19 protein-coding genes are annotated in these 17,467 nt (G+C 66.8%); 11 read left to right on the forward strand and 8 right to left on the reverse strand.

Annotated features, from left to right (window positions below; translation table 11 throughout):
• From JWP28_RS02535 to JWP28_RS02550, 4 genes are all read right to left on the reverse strand, one after another.
• Positions 1 to 1,147, reverse strand: a 1,147-nt coding sequence (locus JWP28_RS02535) for a hypothetical protein (protein ID WP_299539642.1), incomplete at its 3' end; no start/stop codon positions are given.
• A gap of 12 nt (positions 1,148 to 1,159) precedes the next feature.
• Positions 1,160 to 1,759, reverse strand: coding sequence for a GNAT family protein (locus tag JWP28_RS02540; RefSeq protein ID WP_299539644.1), 600 nt, complete (start codon positions 1,757 to 1,759; stop codon positions 1,160 to 1,162).
• Positions 1,759 to 1,974, reverse strand: a complete 216-nt coding sequence (locus JWP28_RS02545) for a hypothetical protein (protein ID WP_299539646.1) — start codon at positions 1,972 to 1,974, stop codon at positions 1,759 to 1,761. The genes JWP28_RS02540 and JWP28_RS02545 overlap by 1 nt, the downstream gene beginning before the upstream one ends.
• A 22-nt stretch (positions 1,975 to 1,996) precedes the next feature.
• A complete protein-coding gene (locus tag JWP28_RS02550) occupies positions 1,997 to 2,845 on the reverse strand; it encodes a MoxR family ATPase (RefSeq protein WP_299539648.1) in 849 nt (282 codons plus the stop codon).
• 170 nt (positions 2,846 to 3,015) lie between these two features.
• On the opposite strand from JWP28_RS02550, the gene JWP28_RS02555 reads away from it, so the two are divergent.
• Both JWP28_RS02555 and pseH read left to right on the forward strand, forming a co-directional pair.
• Positions 3,016 to 3,714: a glycosyltransferase family protein gene (locus JWP28_RS02555; RefSeq protein WP_299539650.1), complete on the forward strand. Its 699-nt coding sequence runs from the start codon at positions 3,016 to 3,018 to the stop codon at positions 3,712 to 3,714.
• Positions 3,711 to 4,280: a UDP-4-amino-4,6-dideoxy-N-acetyl-beta-L-altrosamine N-acetyltransferase gene (gene pseH / locus JWP28_RS02560; RefSeq protein ID WP_299539653.1), complete on the forward strand. Its 570-nt coding sequence runs from the start codon at positions 3,711 to 3,713 to the stop codon at positions 4,278 to 4,280. The genes JWP28_RS02555 and pseH overlap by 4 nt, the downstream gene beginning before the upstream one ends.
• 2 nt (positions 4,281 to 4,282) lie before the next feature.
• Here the strand turns inward: pseH and JWP28_RS02565 are convergent, their stop codons facing one another.
• A complete protein-coding gene (locus tag JWP28_RS02565) occupies positions 4,283 to 4,780 on the reverse strand; it encodes a hypothetical protein (protein ID WP_299539655.1) in 498 nt (165 codons plus the stop codon).
• Between the two features lie 67 nt (positions 4,781 to 4,847).
• Positions 4,848 to 6,635, reverse strand: a complete 1,788-nt coding sequence (locus JWP28_RS02570) for a tetratricopeptide repeat protein (RefSeq protein ID WP_299539657.1) — start codon at positions 6,633 to 6,635, stop codon at positions 4,848 to 4,850.
• 231 nt (positions 6,636 to 6,866) lie between these two features.
• On the opposite strand from JWP28_RS02570, the gene flbT reads away from it, so the two are divergent.
• From flbT to ssb, 9 genes are all read left to right on the forward strand, one after another.
• The gene (gene flbT / locus JWP28_RS02575; protein WP_299539659.1) at positions 6,867 to 7,292 is read left to right on the forward strand and encodes a flagellar biosynthesis repressor FlbT; all 426 of its coding nucleotides are present in this window, start codon (positions 6,867 to 6,869) and stop codon (positions 7,290 to 7,292) included.
• Positions 7,252 to 7,629: a flagellar biosynthesis regulator FlaF gene (gene flaF / locus JWP28_RS02580; protein ID WP_299539660.1), complete on the forward strand. Its 378-nt coding sequence runs from the start codon at positions 7,252 to 7,254 to the stop codon at positions 7,627 to 7,629. Before flbT ends, flaF begins: the two co-directional genes overlap by 41 nt.
• 295 nt (positions 7,630 to 7,924) lie before the next feature.
• A complete protein-coding gene (locus tag JWP28_RS02585; protein ID WP_299539662.1) occupies positions 7,925 to 8,758 on the forward strand; it encodes a flagellin in 834 nt (277 codons plus the stop codon).
• A gap of 91 nt (positions 8,759 to 8,849) precedes the next feature.
• Positions 8,850 to 9,140: a flagellar protein FlaG gene (locus JWP28_RS02590; protein ID WP_299539663.1), complete on the forward strand. Its 291-nt coding sequence runs from the start codon at positions 8,850 to 8,852 to the stop codon at positions 9,138 to 9,140.
• A gap of 178 nt (positions 9,141 to 9,318) precedes the next feature.
• The gene (locus JWP28_RS02595; RefSeq protein WP_299539664.1) at positions 9,319 to 10,146 is read left to right on the forward strand and encodes a flagellin; all 828 of its coding nucleotides are present in this window, start codon (positions 9,319 to 9,321) and stop codon (positions 10,144 to 10,146) included.
• Positions 10,147 to 10,304: 158 nt separating this feature from the next.
• Positions 10,305 to 13,172 carry a hypothetical protein gene (locus JWP28_RS02600; protein WP_299539665.1) on the forward strand — a complete coding sequence of 956 codons (2,868 nt, stop codon included), beginning with the start codon at positions 10,305 to 10,307 and terminating at the stop codon, positions 13,170 to 13,172.
• Positions 13,173 to 13,301: 129 nt separating this feature from the next.
• Complete coding sequence (locus JWP28_RS02605; protein ID WP_299539666.1) at positions 13,302 to 13,976, forward strand: hypothetical protein; 675 nt, start codon at positions 13,302 to 13,304, stop codon at positions 13,974 to 13,976.
• Positions 13,977 to 14,017: 41 nt separating this feature from the next.
• Positions 14,018 to 14,410 carry a hypothetical protein gene (locus tag JWP28_RS02610; protein ID WP_299539668.1) on the forward strand — a complete coding sequence of 131 codons (393 nt, stop codon included), beginning with the start codon at positions 14,018 to 14,020 and terminating at the stop codon, positions 14,408 to 14,410.
• 183 nt (positions 14,411 to 14,593) lie between these two features.
• Positions 14,594 to 15,070: a single-stranded DNA-binding protein gene (gene ssb, locus JWP28_RS02615; protein WP_299539670.1), complete on the forward strand. Its 477-nt coding sequence runs from the start codon at positions 14,594 to 14,596 to the stop codon at positions 15,068 to 15,070.
• A gap of 198 nt (positions 15,071 to 15,268) precedes the next feature.
• Here the strand turns inward: ssb and JWP28_RS02620 are convergent, their stop codons facing one another.
• A complete protein-coding gene (locus JWP28_RS02620; protein ID WP_366143780.1) occupies positions 15,269 to 16,648 on the reverse strand; it encodes an epoxide hydrolase in 1,380 nt (459 codons plus the stop codon).
• A 337-nt stretch (positions 16,649 to 16,985) separates the two neighbouring features.
• A complete protein-coding gene (locus JWP28_RS02625) occupies positions 16,986 to 17,429 on the reverse strand; it encodes a DUF3617 family protein (protein ID WP_299539673.1) in 444 nt (147 codons plus the stop codon).
• Positions 17,430 to 17,467 lie beyond the last annotated feature (38 nt).

Here is a 17,467-nt window from a genome sequence, read left to right on the forward strand (position 1 = left end):
TCAGCGGGTACATGCGCTGGTTCATCAATTGCTGGATGACGCTGATGCTCTGGCGGTACTGCCACACGCCTTGCGGCTCGGGATTCACCCACGCGAATTTCGGGAAGGCGTTGGTCAGGCGCTGGATCCACTCGGCGCCGGCTTCCTCGTTGTTGTACTCGACGCTGACGCCGGGCTGCAGGATCTCGTACGGGCTCATCGTCGCGTCGCCGACGAAGATCAGCTTGTAGTCCTTGTTGTACTTGCGGATGATGTCCCAGGTGGCGAACTTCTCGGAGAAGCGGCGCCGGTTGTTCTTCCACATGAAGTCGTACACGCAGTTGTGGAAGTAATAGAACTCCAGGTGCTTGAACTCCGCCTTGGCCGCCGAGAACATTTCCTCGACCCGGTTGATGTGTTCGTCCATCGTGCCGCCCACATCCATCAGCAGCAGGATCTTCACGTTGTTGTGCCGCTCCGGCACCATCTTGATGTCGAGGTAGCCTGCGTTGGCGGCGGTGGACTTGATGGTGTCGTCCAGGTCGAGCTCTTCGGCCGCACCTTCGCGCGCGAACTTGCGCAAGCGCCGCAGCGCGATCTTGATGTTGCGCGTGCCCAGCTCATGGCTGTCGTCGTAATCCTTGTAGGCGCGCTGGTCCCAGACTTTCACGGCGCTCTTGTTGCGGCTCTTGTCCTGGCCGATGCGGATACCCTGCGGGTTGAAGCCATAGGCGCCGAAGGGTGAGGTGCCGCCGGTGCCGATCATCTTGCTGCCGCCTTCGTGGCGATCCTTCTGCTCTTCGAAACGCTTTTTAAGCGTCTCCATCAGCTCGTCCCAACCCATCTTCTCGATCTTGGCTTTTTCTTCCGGGCTGAGTTCGAGCTCGAGGTTCTTGCGCAACCACTCGAGCGGCACATCCTTGGTGAAGTCGGCGACCATCTCCACGCCTTTGAAGTAGGCGGCGAAAGCGCGGTCGAACTTGTCGTAGTGCTTCTCGTCCTTCACCAGCGTGGCGCGCGAGAGGTAGTAGAAGTCGTCGATCCTGTAGCCGTCCTCGCTGTTCGGGCCGACGACGCCCAGCTTCAGCCCTTCGAGCAGCACCAGGTATTCCTTGACGGACACCGGCAGCTTGGCGCTGCGCAAGGTGTAGAAAAAATCGATCAGCATCTCGAGCTTCCTCTAGCGGGCCCGCGGTTTTGCCAACAGATAATTCAGGTGCGCCTTCACCTCCGGCCATTCGCCGGCGGCCACGCTGTACATCACCGTCTCGCGCACCGTTCCGTCGCGGCGCAGCGCGTGGTGGCGCAGAACGCCATCCTTCGTCGCGCCCAGCCGCTCGATCGCGCGCTGGCTGGCGAAGTTGTAGTTGTCCGTGCGCCAGCCCACCAGCTTGGCGCCCAGCACTTCGAAAGCATGCGTCATCAGCAGCAGCTTGCAAGTGGTGTTGACGTGGCTGCGCTGCCAGCTCTTGGCGTACCAGGTGTAGCCGATCTCCAGCCGCTCTATCGGCAGCACGATGTCGTGGTAGCGCGTGGTCCCGACGATCTTGCCGCTGGCGACGTCGCGCACCACGAACGGCAACATGTGACCGTCTTCCAGCCCCTTCAGGCCGGCAGCGATGTACGCCGCGGCGTCTCCGGGGGCGGGCACGGACGTGACGCGCAGCGTCCAGAGTTCGCCGTCGCGCGCTGCCGCTTCGAGGTCGGGCGCGTGCGCGCTCGACATGGGCTCCAGGCGCACAGCGGACGTCTCCAGGCTGCAAGGCTGCGGCTTGCGCATCACGCCCCCTTGCTGCGCGCCTTGCGCCAGCGCCGTGCCAGCTGCAGGCCGCCGCCACCGCCCAGGCCGGCCAGCACGATGCCGCCGATCGCGCTGCCGCCATAGCCTTGGGCCAGAGGATCGAATCCGAGCAGCAGGCCCACCCAGTAGGCCAGCAGCACGCCGCCGACGAAGCCGATGGCGTCGGTCAGTCCTTCGAACAGCAGCGGGTGCATGGTGCCTGCTTCGCCGTCGTTGTCAGCGGTTGTGCCGCTGCATGAACACCAGTTTTTCGAACAGGGTCACGTCCTGTTCGTTCTTGAGCAGTGCCCCCACCAGCGGCGGCACCGCGACCTTGTCGTCACTGCTCTGCAGCGCGGCCAGCGGAATGTCCTCGGCCACCAGCAGCTTGAGCCAGTCGAGCAGCTCGCTGGTGGACGGCTTCTTCTTCAGGCCCGGCAGGTTGCGCACGTCGTAAAAGGTCTTCATCGCCGCGGTGAGCAGCTCCTTCTTGAGGCCGGGGAAATGCACGTCGACGATCTGCTTCATCGTGTCGGCGTCGGGGAACTTGATGTAGTGGAAGAAGCAGCGGCGCAGGAAGGCGTCGGGCAGCTCCTTCTCGTTGTTGGAGGTGATCAGCACGATCGGGCGGACCTTGGCCTTGATCGTCTCGTTGGTCTCGTAGACGTAGAATTCCATCCGATCGAGCTCCTGCAGGAGGTCGTTGGGGAACTCGATGTCGGCCTTGTCGATCTCATCGATGAGCAGGACCGGACGCTCCTTGCTCTCGAACGCCTCCCAGAGCTTGCCCTTCTTGATGTAGTTGCGGACGTCCTTGACGCCCACTTCGCCGAGCTGGCTGTCGCGCAGGCGAGTGACGGCGTCGTACTCGTAGAGGCCCATGGTGGCCTTGGTGGTCGACTTGATGTGCCAGGTGATCAGCGGGGCCTTCAGCGCCTTGGCGATCTCGTAGGCCAGCACGGTCTTGCCGGTCCCGGGCTCGCCCTTGATCAGCAGCGGGCGCTCGAGCGCGATGGCGGCGTTGACCGCGACCTTCAGGTCCTCTGTGGCGACGTAGTCGTCGGTGCCTTCAAAACGCTGGCTCATTCGGGCTCCCGGGGCGGGTCCAGGCCCGCGTTCGAACAGTTGTTTACCTGCGGCCAGCCTAAAGCCAGACGCGCTTCATGCAAGCGGCTTCGAGGCCGGGACAGGACTGCGTTGTCGCACGGCCGGATTCGGCGCTACTCAGGGGACCCCGCACAGAGGCGCCGCCGGCTTTGAACCTCGCCATCCTCCAGGCCCGAATGAGTTCGTCGCGGCTGCCCGGCAAGGTCATGGCGCCGGTGCTGGGCGAGCCGATGATCGGACGGCAGGTGGAACGGCTGCGCCGTGCCCGGCGGATCGACAAGCTTGTGGTGGCGACCAGCACCGATCCCAGCGACGACCCGCTCGCCGCCTATTGCGAAGGCCTGGACCTGGCGGTGTTCCGCGGCGCGCTGGACGACGTGCTGGAGCGGTATCGCGCGGCGCTGGCCCTGTATCCGGCCGCCACCGCGGTCGTGCGGCTGACCGCCGACTGCCCGCTCGCCGATCCCGCACTGATCGACAAGGTGATCGAGCACCACCATGCGGCCGGCGCCGACTACACCTCGAACACGCTCGGGACCCGGACCTATCCGCATGGGCTGGACACCGAGGTCGTCAAGCCCGAAGCCCTGGTCTGCGCCGCCGAGCGCGCCGGCGATCCCTACGAGCGCGAGCACGTGACGCCCTACATCTACCGCCGGCCGGAGGTCTTCCGGCTGGCCGGCGTGGCGCGACATCACTCGCTTGCGTCGTTGCGCTGGACGGTCGATCTCCCAGGGGACCTGGCCTTCGTGCGCGACGTCTACGCCCGGCTCTATCCCCTCAACCCGGAGTTCGATTCCGAGGCCATCGCGGCCCTGTCGGTCAACACCTCCGGAGCCCTGCCATGAGCGCCCCACGCGTCGGGCTTCGCCCGCTGGAGGCCGCCGACCGCGACCGGCTGCTCGCCTGGCGCAACCTGCCGGAGATCGCCCGGTGGATGTACAGCGACCATGAGATCGGCGCCGAAGAGCACGCCGGCTGGTTCGAAGGCGCCCTGGCCGACGCCCGCCGGCGCTACTGGATCATCGAGGCTGACGGGCGGCCGGTGGGGCTGGCCAACCTCTATGACCTGGCGCCCGAGCACGCCCGGACCTCCTGGGCCTACTACCTGGCCGATCCTTCGACACGCGGGCAGGGGATCGGGGCCTTCGTGGAGTATTGGGTCATCGAGCACGTGTTCGGCGAGCTCGGCCTGAACAAGCTCTGGTGCGAGGTGCTGGTCGACAACGAGCCGGTCTGGCGTCTGCACGAGGGCTTCGGCTTCCAGCGCGAGGCGCTGTTCCGCCGGCACGTCCGCAAGGACGGCGCGCCCACCGATGTTGTGGGCCTGGGCCTGCTGGCCTCGGATTGGGCCGCAACGCGCACGGCGAGCCGCGAACGCCTTGTCGCCAAGGGATTCGACCTTCCGGCCTAGCGCTACGGCTTGGCGCGGATCTCGCCCTTGCGGTTTTCCGAATAGCCCATGCCCTCCAGATCGGAGTCGGAAACGGCCTTGGCCTGGAAGTCGGTGACGTCGTCCTCGCCCCCTTCGACGGTGTCCGCATCGCCCACCTCTTCGTCGAGGCCCTCGATATTGTCCGGCGCCGCGAGGCGGTCCTCGTCGTAGCTGTCCTCGGGACCCAGGCCGTCGAGGTCGTCTTCGTGCTCCTCAGTGGCGGCGTGGTAGTCGAGCTCGTTGTCTTCCTCGAAGTCCGCGTCGTTGATGGCGTCCTCGGTGAATTCGTCGGCGTCGAGCGCCACCGCCTCGTCGTCGTCGCGGTCGCCGACTGCCTGGGTCACGTCCAGGAGGTCCGGCAGCTCCTCGAAAGTGCGCATCTCGTTGCGCTCCTCGTTGAGGTCGAGGTTGTCTTCGTCGAAGGCTTCGGCGGTATCCTCGGGCTCGGCGTCGTCGAAGGCGTCGTTCACGTCGGGCATCGGGTGGCTCCTCGTCGGGCCACGCCGGACGGGGCGCAGCTGTCAGGAGATCAACCCCGAAGGCCGGTCAGCGTTCCGCGGCGAAGGCGCCCAGGGCGTCGGCGACCTCGGCCATCACCGGACCCCATTCCCCGAAGCCGGGCGGCAGGAAGACGCGGGTCTTGGGGTACCAGGGATAGGTCGTCGTCCCCAGCCTCGGCCAGGCTCCGGGCGTGGAGATCAGGAAGTTGGGGACTCCGCAGGCCGCGGCGATGTTCAAGGTGGCGTTGGAGAACCCCACCACGAGGTCGAGCGCGCAGGAGAGGGCGGCGACGTCGTCAAGGTCCTGCTTCAGGTCGATGCCCGGCGGCGACCAGATCTCGACGCCGAAGTCGCGCTTGGCGATCGCCAGCTCCGCGGCGCAATCGCCGTACTGCATGTTGACGAAACTGACGCCCTGTTGCGCCAGCACCGGCGCCCAGGTCTCGAAGGGCGAGAAGTAGCGGTGGCGCGAGTCCCTGCTGACCGCGCTCTTCCAGAGCAGGCCCACCTTGGGGCCCGCAGGCGCCTGCCGCAGCACCTCGCGCCAGTGGGCCACCCGGGCCGGGTCGGCGGCGAGGAAGGCGTCGCGCGCGGGGAAGGCGGCCACCGAGCGGCGGAACTCGCGCAAAAGCGAGCCCATGGGGGTCCAGAGGTCGACATCCGCGGCGGCGTCGGCGAAGGGCGCGGCCCGGCCCAGCCGGCCGCCGATGATGTAGGTGGCGTGCGCCCCGACCTCGGCCTGCGGGAAGGCGCGCTTGAAGATTGGCACGAGCCGCGTCTCGACGGCCAGGATCAGGCGGCCGGTCGGGCCCAGGCGCTCGATGACGTCCGGCAGGAGGTTGGCGAACAGCACCTCGTCGCCGAGGCCCTGCTCGCCGACCACCAGCAGGGTCTTTTCGGCCAGGTCGCAGCCGGGCTCCCAGCGAGGACGGCCGAACATGAACTCGGTGCGCTCGTTGAACTGCGGATGCAGGCGCGCCTCGTAGTCGTCCCAGCCCTCGCCGATGCGCCCCAGCGCCATCAGGATGGTGGAGCGGGCCAGCCGCATCATCTGGCGCTCGTCTTCGGCCAGCACGCCGGTCAGCGCCGCCTCGCAGTCGACGATCGCGCCCTCGGCGTCGCCCAGCAGCAGCTTGGCGTTGCCGAGGTTGTAGCGCGCCTTGGGAAACGCTGGGTCGAGACGCAGGGCTTCCTGAAAGAACACCAGGGCGTTGGCGAAGTCGCCATGGTCGGACACCACCGTGCCCATGGTGTTCCAGAGCATGGCGATGTCGGGCGTCTTGACGATGGCCGGCCGCAGGATCTCCACCGCCTCGTCATGCCGGCCCTGGTCGCGGATCGCGCAGGCCAGGTTGTTGGCGCCTTCCGGGTGGTCTGGGTAGCGGGCCAGGAAGTGGCGAAAGAGGCTCTCCGCCTGCGGGGTCATGCCCAGGCGGAAGGCGAGCCGGCCGAGATCGTTGGCGATCTCGGCGTGATCGGGCAGCAGCTTCAGCGCCGATTCGTAGGCCGTGATGGAGCTGGCGAAATCGCCGGCGCGTTCCAGCGCGATCGCCAGCAGGTACCAGCCGAAGCCGCTGTGCTCGTCCTGCTCCAGCGCCTTCAACGCCCACTCGCAGCCGCCCTTGGCGTCCTCGGCGCGGATCGCCTCCACCGCCCGCTGCAGCATCGGCGCGGCCGAGAGCGCCTTCAGCTCCGAGATCGCGCCGTTGAGCTTGGAGAGCGCGTCGTTCGAGCCCGACCTGCCGAGGGAGTCGGCGGTCAGCCTCGGCGGCGTCGGCGCGGCGGTCTGCAGTGCGTAGGGGGAGGTGGCGCTGGGTTGGGCCTGGCGCGGCATGGGACTGGAGTCTCCGACGGAAGCTCAGACTCCTCGGCGAACATGGCTAACGGGGGCTTAAGATCGGCTGTAAAAAGGGCGCACGTGGCCGAGCGCGCGAGCTTCGTCGGTCAGCAAGGCGACGTTAACCCGCGCGGCTTAACTCTGACGTGCGTCCGGCCCGTCAGAAGGCGACAATGGGTCATTCGGATCGCGAGCCGATTCGCAGACGCTGGGATGGGGAGGCGGGACTTGCCGCTCAAATTGTCGCTGAAGCCGGGAGAGAAGTTCGTCCTCAACGGCGCCGTCGTCCAGAATGGCGATCGCCGAGGTGTCCTGGTGCTGCAGAACAAGGCCTCGGTCCTGCGTGAGAAGGACATCATGCAGGAGGAGGAGGTGAACACGCCGGCGCGGCACATCTACTTTCCTGTGATGATGATGTATCTCGATGAGGCGGGGGCGGACAAATACTACGATGAATTTGCCCGCCGATTGACCGAATTCATGAAGGTCATCAGCAACCCCGCCGTCCTTACCGAGTGCGTGGAAATATCGAAGAACTGCATGGAGCGGGAGTACTACAAAGCTCTGATGCGGTGCCGGAAGCTCATGGACTACGAATCCGAGAGGTTGGGGCATGTCCCTTCAAGCGTACCATCAGGCGGCGAAGCGGGCTGAGAGCCCGCGCCAAGCCGAATACCGCCTCTTCGCGCAGGTGACGCTGGCCCTCATGGAAGCGGCCAAGGCCGACCCCAGCGATGTCGCCGCGCGCATCGACGCGCTGGATTGGAACCGCCGTGTCTGGACGGTGCTCGGCGACGACTGCGCCAATCCGGCGAACGGCCTGCCGGCGCCGCTGCGCGCCTCGATCATTTCGCTGGCGATCTGGGTCGGTCGCCACACCAGCGCGGTGATCCGCCGGCGCGAAGACATCGAGCCGCTGATCGAGGTCAACCGGCTCATCATGCAGGGCCTCGCCCCTGGAGCGGTCAGCGCCCAGACCGCCGCGGCCTGACGGCCAGCCCCGATCCCATCGCCAGTCCCGGTCTCCGAGCCCTCTCGAGGCGCGGCTGGCGTGCCTGGGCGCCTTCTGCCGGGGGCGGCGGCAAGAATTGCCGGCCCGAGCAGCGGGCCGGCAGAAACTGCCGGGTCGAAACGTGGATAACAGACCCATAACGTCGCAAATTCAATAACTTAAAGCGTCACCATTTGCGGCCAAAGTGGCCCGATGCTTGCTGCCTACGGGGCCGAGCAAAAGCTCACGGTTGTCAAAATGACGGCCGAAGACCTGAGAAAAGGGACCACTTCATATGTCGTTTTCCGTCAATACCAATGTCGGCGCGATGGTCGCGCTGCAAAACCTCAACTCCACCCAGTCGTCCTTGATGACCACCGAAAACCGGATCAACACCGGTATGAAGGTGGCGTCGGCCAAGGATAACGCCGCCGTCTGGGCTATCGCCCAAGGCCAGCGCGCTGTCTCCAGCTCGCTGAATTCCGTCGTCTCTTCGCTGCAACGCGGTCAATCGACCGTTGACGTGGCGCTGTCGGCCGGCACCTCGGTGTCCGACCTGCTGAACCAGATGAAGGAAAAGGCGCTCGCGGCTGCGGACACCACGCTCGACACGGCCAGCCGTTCTGCGCTCAACGACGAATTCACGTCGCTGCGCGACCAGATCAACAAGGTCGTGAACAACGCGGTGTTCAACGGCGCGAACATGATCAAGTCGGGCGGCACCACGGTGCAGGCCCTGGCCAACGCGGACGCCACTGCGGTGATCACCGTCGCGGCCCAGGACCTCTCGCTGGGGGGCACGGTTCTGACCACGTCTCTCGGCACGGGCGCGACGATCAACACGGTGACTTCGGCCACCAACATGATCGCCACGGTCAACTCCGCGATCACCGCCGTCTCGAGCGCGATGGGCAAGCTGGGCACGGGCGACAAGGCCCTGGCCTCGCACCTGACGTTCATCCAGAGCCTGCAAAACACCATCGATGCCGGCATCGGCAACCTGGTGGACGCCGACCTGGCGAAGGAAAGCGCAAACCTCCAGGCGCTGCAGACCAAGCAGCAGCTGGGGATCCAGGCGCTATCTATCGCCAACCAGTCGTCGTCGGTTCTTCTCGGCCTCTTCAGGTAGGCCGGCGGGCGGCGGCGGGAGGGTTCGCCCTCCCGCCGTCCGCTTTTCCCTCATTGGAGCGTAGGCGCGACAAGCGCCCACGACAGGAGAGATGGACAACAAGGTTGCAACCGTCGCAGCCACTCCCGATCCGACCTTCGGCCAAAAGCCCGCAGCGCCGCGCCCCGACAAGGGGCCCAAGGCGGACAGCGCAGCTCAAAGCCAGGATCCCGTGGACCTGCGACTGGTCATCGAAGAGGACAAGGCCAGCGGTTCTTACATCTACAAGACGATCGATCGGCGCACCGGCGAAGTCGTCCAGCAGCTGCCAAGGGATCAGATCCTGAAGTTGCGAGACGCGCTTGCCTACGAAGCCGGAGACGTCGTCCGCGCCAAGGCCTGATCCCCGTCCCGTTCAAGGGACGGCCCGAAGGTCGACTACCGCCCCGGCGCGCCGGCGGCGGCTAAACGCGTTCGGCGTTAACCTTCTGCTCACCACGATTCCATACCTTCTCCAGCGAGCCCGCCAAAGCGACTCGTCCGATCGCGGGCGACAGGCGGCCGACACGGAGACAGGTTCTATGACGCTGAGCGTTCATACCAACGAAGCCGCCCTCATCGCGCTTCAGAACCTGAACAAGGTCGGCACGGATCTCGCCGATGTGCAGAGCCGCATCAGCACCGGCATGGCGATCAACAGCGCCAAGGACAACGCCGCGGTCTGGGCGATCGCGCAGGGCCAACGGGCGGACATCGGCTCGCTCGGCGCGGTGAAGATGAGCCTGGACCGGGCGACGTCGATCGCCGACGTGGCCTCGACCGCGGGCTCCACGATCTCCGACCTGCTGGTGCAGATGAAGGAGAAGGTGGTGGCCGCGATGGACCCGTCCCTCGATACGGCCTCGCGCAACGCGCTGGACTCCGACTTCAAGTCGATCGTGCGCCAGATCGGCCAGGTCGTGTCGAACGCAAATTTCGACGGCGCGAACATGCTGAACGGCAGCGTCAGCCAGATCAAGTTCATCGCCAACGCCGACGCGACCGGCTTCATCACGCTTTCGAGCCAGGACCTGTCGCTAGGCGGCAGCATCATCAGCGTCCCGTCGACCGCCTCGCTCAGCACCATCACGCTCGCGACCGCCGTGCTCGCCCAATTGACCACCTCGATCAGCAACACCAACCAGGCGCTGGGCGCCTTGGGGTCTCAGGCCAAGCAGATCAGCGGTCACGCGACCTTCGTCTCCCAGCTCTCCGACCAGCTGACCGCCGGCGTGGGCAACCTGGTCGACGCCGATCTGGCCAAGGAGAGCGCGCGGCTGCAGGCGCTGCAGGTGCAGCAGCAACTCGGCGCCCAGGCGCTGTCGATCGCCAACCAGGCGCCGCAGGTGATCCTGCAGCTGTTCAAGTAAACCCGTTTCCGTTGGGGCCTAAGGATCGACCCGGGCTGCATCGGCGCCCGGGTCTTTTCTTGAGAAAATTCCGCGACCGCGCCCGGGTCTCTTAACGAAGCCTCAGGGCTCTTCCGGGCATGCTCGCCGGGCGGAGCTGTTTCCGCGCAAGGCGCACCATGCAGATCGCCGCAAACCAAAGCTACCTGCTGGGGTTGTTCAACTCTTCGAATACCGACAGCAACGGTATCATCAGCATGGACCTGTCCAGCCTGATCACCGGTGGCTCCGCTGCGTCGGCCAGCACCACGCCGGCCAAGCCCGTGGCGCCGACACCGCCTTGGAACAGCACGCAAACGACCGCGCAGGCGAGCGCGGCGGTGAGCGGCGCGCTCGCCGGACACTCGCTGGTGGACCTGAACGCGGCCCAGCTCGACCTGCCGGGCGCCAGCGCGGACTACAAGAAGCTGTTCGCGCTCTACCAGGGCCTCAACACCCTACAGGACATCGCCCAGCAGGCTTCCGCCAAGGGGACCTCGTCGCTGGGCCAGGCCCAGCTCGCGAAAGCCTTCACGAGCGGGCTCAGCCAGATCTCGAACTTCATCGACAGCACCCAGTTCGACAATCTCAGGCTCGCCGACGGCTCGCTGTCGAGCATCGCCAGCACGAAGCTCCAGGTCCCCAAGGCGGCGACCACCTATGTCACGCCCACCGTGACCACGACGCCGACCGACCCTGTAGCGAACTACGAGGGCAGCGTACAATTCAACATATCAATCAAGCGGATCGGGGTGACATATAATGTTCCGATCGACCTCACCAACATGGGTTCTCAGCCACGCACCCTGGCCAATGTCATCGGCTACGTGAACCAACAGCTGGCGGCGACGGGCGTTGAAACCCGGTTCGGGAGCCAGCGCACCGCCGGCCAGCCGCAGACCCTCACCGTCGGGGGCAAGACCGTCACCCTGCCGACCACCTCGCCCGACCAGTACGCGCTCAAGGTAACGGTGGGCACGGGCGAGACGGTGACCTTCAGCGCCCCCTCGACGGCGGGCGCGGTCTACGTCGCCCAGAGCACCGGCGACCCCAATCCGGACCACGATCCGACGACCAACGATTCGACCACCCAGCAGCAGCTGCTGAAGTTCCAGACCGACACCACCAACGTCGACGCCCCGCCGCAGATTCCGGGCCAGGCCAACTTTGTCGACGGGCGCACCTTCGCCGACACCCTGGGGCCGGAGGTGAAGGCGGTCCACGCAACCCAGGTGGGTTCCGACGGCTCCGTCTACGTGCTGGCCGACGTCACCGGCATGACCGACGGCCAGGCCATCCAGGGTACGCAGGACGTCGCCCTGCTGAAGTACGATTCGGCCGGCAAGCTGCTCTACACCCGCACCCTGGGCGCCTCGGACACCGCGACGGGCCTCGGCCTGGCGGTCTCCGCGGACGGCAAGGTGGCGGTGACCGGATCGCTGACGGGCGGGCTCGTCGGCTCCACTGACGGCGCGCTGAACTCCGGAGCCACGGGCTCCTTCTCCAGCAACACCGACAGCTTCGTCACCCTCTATGACGCCAGCGGCAACGAGATGTGGACCGAACGGCGCGGGTCGCGGCTCAACGACCAGGCGAGCCAGGTGGCGTTCGGCGCCGACGGCACCGTTTACGTCGCCGGCAGCGCGCAGGGCCAGATGCCTGGGGCTTCCACACCCATCGGTGGCTCCGACGGCTATATCGAGGCGTTCAAGACCACCACCACCGGCAAACCGCAGGCGACCTTCACCCAGACCTTCGGAACCACCGGGCAGGACAAGCCCCAGGGCATGGTGGTGAACGGCAACTCGCTGATCACCGCCAGCGTCGAGGACGGCCACGCGGTGTTGCGCAACTATGATATTTCCTCGGGCGCCCCGGTGCTCTCGTCCACGCGCGACCTGGGCGACCTGCAGGGCGGCAGCATCGCGGGGCTGGCGCTTAACGGAACCCAGGTCGTAATCGCCGGCACGACGCCCAACGGCGCGCTGTCCGCCGGCACGGTGACCCGGGCGGCTTCGGGCGGGACCGACGCGTTCGCGGCGAGCATCTCCGCGGACCTGTCGACCGGTCCCGGCGACTCCATCGCCTATTACGGCGGCTCGGGGAACGACGTGGCGACCTCGCTGGCGGTCGCCAACGGCCAGGTGTGGATCGCGGGCCAGGCCGGCACGGACCTGCCGGGCGTGGACGTGCCGGGCCAGGGCGGCACGAGTCTGCCGGCCGTCGGGACCAAGGATGGGTTCCTCACCAATCTCAATGTGGCGACCGGCACGATCGATTGGTCGCAGCGTTTCACCGGCAAGGACAACATGGCGACGCCCATCGCGATCGCCGCGGCCCCCACCGGCGCCAGCGTGCTGGACCGCCTCGGCCTGCCGAGCGGCACGCTCAACCTCGCCGAGTCCCAGCAATTGACCGCGCAGAGCTCGCTGCGCGCCGGCGACCAGTTCACGGTCAAGCCGGGCGACGGGGTTGCGAAGACCATCACCATCGATCCCGGCGAGACCCTCCAGACGCTCGCCCAGAAGATCCAGCGCGCCTCGGGATTCGAAGCCACGGTGACGGTGGGAACCTCGCTGGCCGGCCAGCAGGGGCTGCACATCGCGCCGGCCAATTCGCGGATGACCATCGAGATCGGCGCCGGCACGGCCAGCAAGGACGCCCTGGCGATCCTCGGCATTCCCGAAGGTGTCGTCCGCAGCACGGTCGCGAACCCGGCTGGCGCCAGCGTGCCCGGCGACGGCAAGAGCCAGCTCTACGGCCTGGGTCTTTCCAGCAACCTGAACCTCGACGACGCTTCCCAGATCAGCCACGCCCTGGCGCAGATCTCGGCGGCGATGGGGGTTATCCGTTCGGCCTACCAGGGCCTGGTGACCGCGGCCACGCCCAAGAGCGCCACCCCGACGGCGGCGACGAACGCCAGCAGTTCGGGGCCCGTGCCCCAGTACCTGACCGACAGGATCGCCAACTACGCGGCGGCGCTGGCCCGCCTGACCGGCGGGCAATAGGGCTCCAAACTCCTGCAAATCGACCCTTCTTGTCCGGTTCAGGCGATTCCACCTGAACCGGGAAGGGTCTAGCCGCTCCCCTCCGTTCGGCGCCTTGAATCGGGCATCGGCGCGGTCTAGCGAGGGGTGATGGATTTCCTGAAGGACCGACGGACGCTGCTGGCGCTGGCCGGCGCGGCCGTGGCGTTGCTGGCCGGCCTCGCCATCGCCTGGACCCTGGTGGGCGGCCACCGTGGCGAAACGCCTGCGCCGCCGCCGGCCTCCCGCGGGGGCCTGGTGATCGATTCCGCCGGCGCCGCCGACGGCCGAATGGATCCGGCCAAGCCGCTGCGCTGCTTCGTGGCCGGCCAGGCCGTCGGGGAGTTGACCCTCGCGGAGTGCGCCAAGCGCAACGGCGTTTCCACCGACGCCCTGGACGTGGGCGTCGACCAGACCGGCGCCCTGGCCGCCGCCGACCCAGCGGGCGCCATGCTGACGCCGCTGCCGCCGCCGCAGGCCAACGGCGAGGAGGAGGGGCCGGCCGAGGTTGCGCCGGCGCCCGCCCCCCTGCCGCAGGTCATCAGCGGCCCGCCCGCGGTCTGCTGGCGCTACGCCGAGGGCCAATGGCGCAAGCTGCCAAGCGACATGACCCTTAGCGCCTGTGTCCAGACCCTGTTCGCGGGCCATTGCGAGCGGGCAGGCGAGGCCGCCTACGGGCGCTGGGCGCAGCAGACGCTCAGGCTGGCGCCCGGCCGGGTGGAGATTTCCGCCGACAATCACAGCTTCCGCACGCTGATGGACCAGCCGGGCTGCGCAACCGGCTGACGGCTCGCACACGGCGGCGGGCTTGTGTAAGGAATTGGCGGATGCAACGCCTCGCCCTCATCGCCACCGCCCTCGTCGCCACCGCCGTCACCGCCGCCGCGCTCGCCGCCTGCAGCCAGCGGACCGAGCCGCCGGGCGACGTCGGGGTCTGCTATCACGTGGTCCCCCAGAAGAACGGCAAGCTGAAGTACTTCAAGCTGGTCAATGCGCCGAACCTGGAGACCTGCGCGGCGAACCTGGAGGCCATGCGGCTGAAGTTCCTGCGCATGGGCGGCAGCCAGCAGGACCTCTACGGCGCTTACCAGGCCAACTTCCTGTTCCTGCAACAGGAAGGCGTTCTGACCTCCACCAGCCTCGAGGGGCCGCGGTATGTGGCGCTGGTGCGCACCGGCGATGGGCGGCTGGCGATTCCGGGCGCGATGCCGACGCAGTAGATCGACGCGATCGGCCGCAGCGAATGCCTGTGGACGGTTCCGCTCGAACCTGAACGGAACAAGAACAAAGTGCTTGCCGAGGCCTTGGCGGGCCGCTAGCGTGCCCCACCGGCCAAAGGCCGGCACCTGACCAAGAATGGGGGCCATGACGGCCCCGCAACTACGGAAGCTTAGGACATCGACATGGCGGGCAGCGTCAACAAGGTCATTCTGGTGGGCAACCTCGGGGCCGATCCCGAAATCCGCTCGCTTACCTCCGGCGATCGGGTGGCGAACCTGCGGATCGCGACTTCGGAATCCTGGCGGGACCGCAGCTCGGGCGAGCGCAAGGAAAAGACCGAGTGGCACCGGGTCGTGGTGTTCAACGAGAACATCGTGAAGGTCTGCGAGCAGTACCTGCGCAAGGGCGCGAAGGTCTATGTCGAGGGCGCGATCCAGACGCGCAAGTGGACCGACCAGGCCGGCGTCGAGAAGTATTCCACCGAGATCGTGCTGCAGAAATTCCGCGGCGAGCTGACCATGCTGGACGGCCGCGGCGAGAACGCCGGCGAAGGCGAAGCGGGCGGCTACAACGGCGGCTTCTCCTCCGGGCCGCGGGCGCAGACCGCCGCGCCGCGCGAGGACTTCTCCGCCGACCTGGACGACGAAATCCCGTTCTAGGGCGTCGTAGGGCGCATACTCACAAGCTCGGCCATCTTCAGCGATCGAGGACGTCGACGCCGGCCGCCACACGGCGGGAAGCGCGGCAATATCACCAGACTGCTCAGAACGGCGCCGGTTGGGCCTGCCTGCCCGGCTGGCGGGCAGGCCCAATATCGGCGGACGAAACGCGTGCGCAGCCGGAATGCCGCTGCCCGACTATTGGCGTAGCGGCCTGAAGCCGGCGCGCAAGTCGTGGACGAGCGCCTCGGGTTGTTCCCAGGCGGCGAAGTGGCCGCCCTTGGGGTTCTTGTTGTAGTAGACGAGCTTGGGGTAGGCCCGCTCAGCCCAGCTCCGCGGCGTGTAGTAGATCTCGTCCGGGAAGACGCTCACGGCGGCCGGGACCTTGACGCCTTTGGGGCCGAAGAAGCCGAGCTTGTTTTCCCAGTAGAGGCGCGACGACGAAACCCCGGTGTTGGTCAGCCAAAACAGTGTGACGTTGTCGAGGACGTCATCGGGCGACATGCCTTCCTTCTGCCCGTCGAACGAGCGAGCGATCATCTCCAGGCTGCGCGCATCATGGTCGAGCAGGAAGGTCGCGAGGCCCATGGGCGAGTCCGAGAGGCCCACAAGGGTCTGCGGACGCGTGCCCATCTCGAAGGCGTAGTAGACGTGCTTGTAGAAGAAGAGGAGCTGGTCGTAGGTGCCCTTCTCCTCGGCCGTGATGCCTGACGGCGCTGGCGCGCCGGAGAACGCGGCGCCGTCGATTTCCGGGGGGACTACTCCGGGCATATTGACGTGGATGCCGACCAGTTCAGGCGGCGCCTGCACGCCGAGCAGGTCAGTGATGACCGCGCCCCAGTCGCCGCCTTGCGCGACGAACTTCTTGTAGCCCAGGCGCCGCATCAGCGTGGTCCAGGCGCTGGCGATGCGCTTCGGACCCCAGCCGACGGTCGTCGGCTTGGCCGAGAACCCGTAGCCGGGCATGGACGGGATCACGACGTGGAAAGCGTCCGACGCCTGGCCGCCGTAGGCCGTGGGATTGGTCAGCGGATCGATGATCTTCAGCTGCTCGACCACCGAACCGGGCCAGCCGTGGGTCACGATGAGCGGCATGGCGTCTTCGTGCTTCGAGCGCACGTGGATGAAGTGGATGTCGAGCCCATCGATCTCAGTGATGAACTGCGGGTAGCTGTTGAGGCGCGCCTCGACCTCCCGCCAGTTGTAGCTGTCCCGCCAGTAGCGCAGGACCTGCTCGCTGGTCTTGAGCGGCACGCCCTGCGTGTAGTCGGAGACCGTCTCCTTGTCGGGCAGCCGCGTCTGCATCAGGCGCCTGCGCAGATCCGCAAGCTCTTCCTCCGACACATTCACCTGAAACGGACGAACCAGAGCCTGATCAATGACTGGATGTTCGGCTAATTCAGACATGGCGTTAGACCTTCTGCAAAGCTGAGAAAGTCCGGCGACGCAAAGCGTGCAACGACACGGGCACAGGCGTCTGCGCGGGTCCACCCGACCTAAACGGCGACGGCCTGCGCCCCTGTTTGGCAGCCGTCCAATCACGCCTTCGCACGATTTCGTGTCCCCGATGCGGAACATCGGGCGACAAGAAATATCCCCAAGCTCGAAGGGGCTGGGGTCCGCTCGCCACCCCTCTCGACTTCGAGCGGTTCCGCTTTGCGGCCACGTATGGCTGACAGCCGCGACGGTGAACGGACACTCGCCTCTCCCCCCGCGAAGCGGACAGGGAGAGGGCGGCGCAGACGCATTCGACGCGGCCAAATTGCATCAAGGACCCGCAGCGGGATCGGGTCCAACGTTCAGGGAGCGGGCAGGCCTGCGCCGCCCTCTCCTTTATCCTCTCCCTCTCCGCTTCGCGGGGGGAGAGGCGGTCAAGCTGCGTCCCTTTTACACGGCCTGCGCTGGTCCGTTCCGGTCAGCCGGCCGCGGTTTCGGCCGGGCAGGTGTCTCCCAGCCGTTTGGCTGTGGTGCGGGCGCGAACGGGAATGCTCAGGCCGCCCAATTGGGTGTCGATCCGCGCATCGACGCGGAAGGTGTCGCCGGTGAATGCGCCTTCGCCCGAGATCGGCACCGGCTTTCCGTCCTTGGTGGCGCAGCTGCCCTTCAGGCGGATCTTGCCCCCGCCGATCTCCCGCGTCGGATAGGTGCAGGTGTAGATGTGGTTGCTCGGGCCCTGCATGAACTTCGCCACGTCCGCCGGCTTGATGCAGCGGCGCTCGACCTTGCTGGACGGTAGCGGCGAGATCATCTGGTTGGTGGTTTCCCAGTAGCCGGGCGTGATGGCGTCCTGGGCGGCCGCCGGAGCGGCGGCGGCCATCGCCAGGGCGAAGGGGACGGCAAGGAGCGGGGCGGCCAACATGCGAATCGGTTGTCTCATCATCTCGCACCACAACATGG

Source organism: Phenylobacterium sp. (assembly GCF_028290885.1).
Lineage (GTDB): Bacteria > Pseudomonadota > Alphaproteobacteria > Caulobacterales > Caulobacteraceae > Phenylobacterium.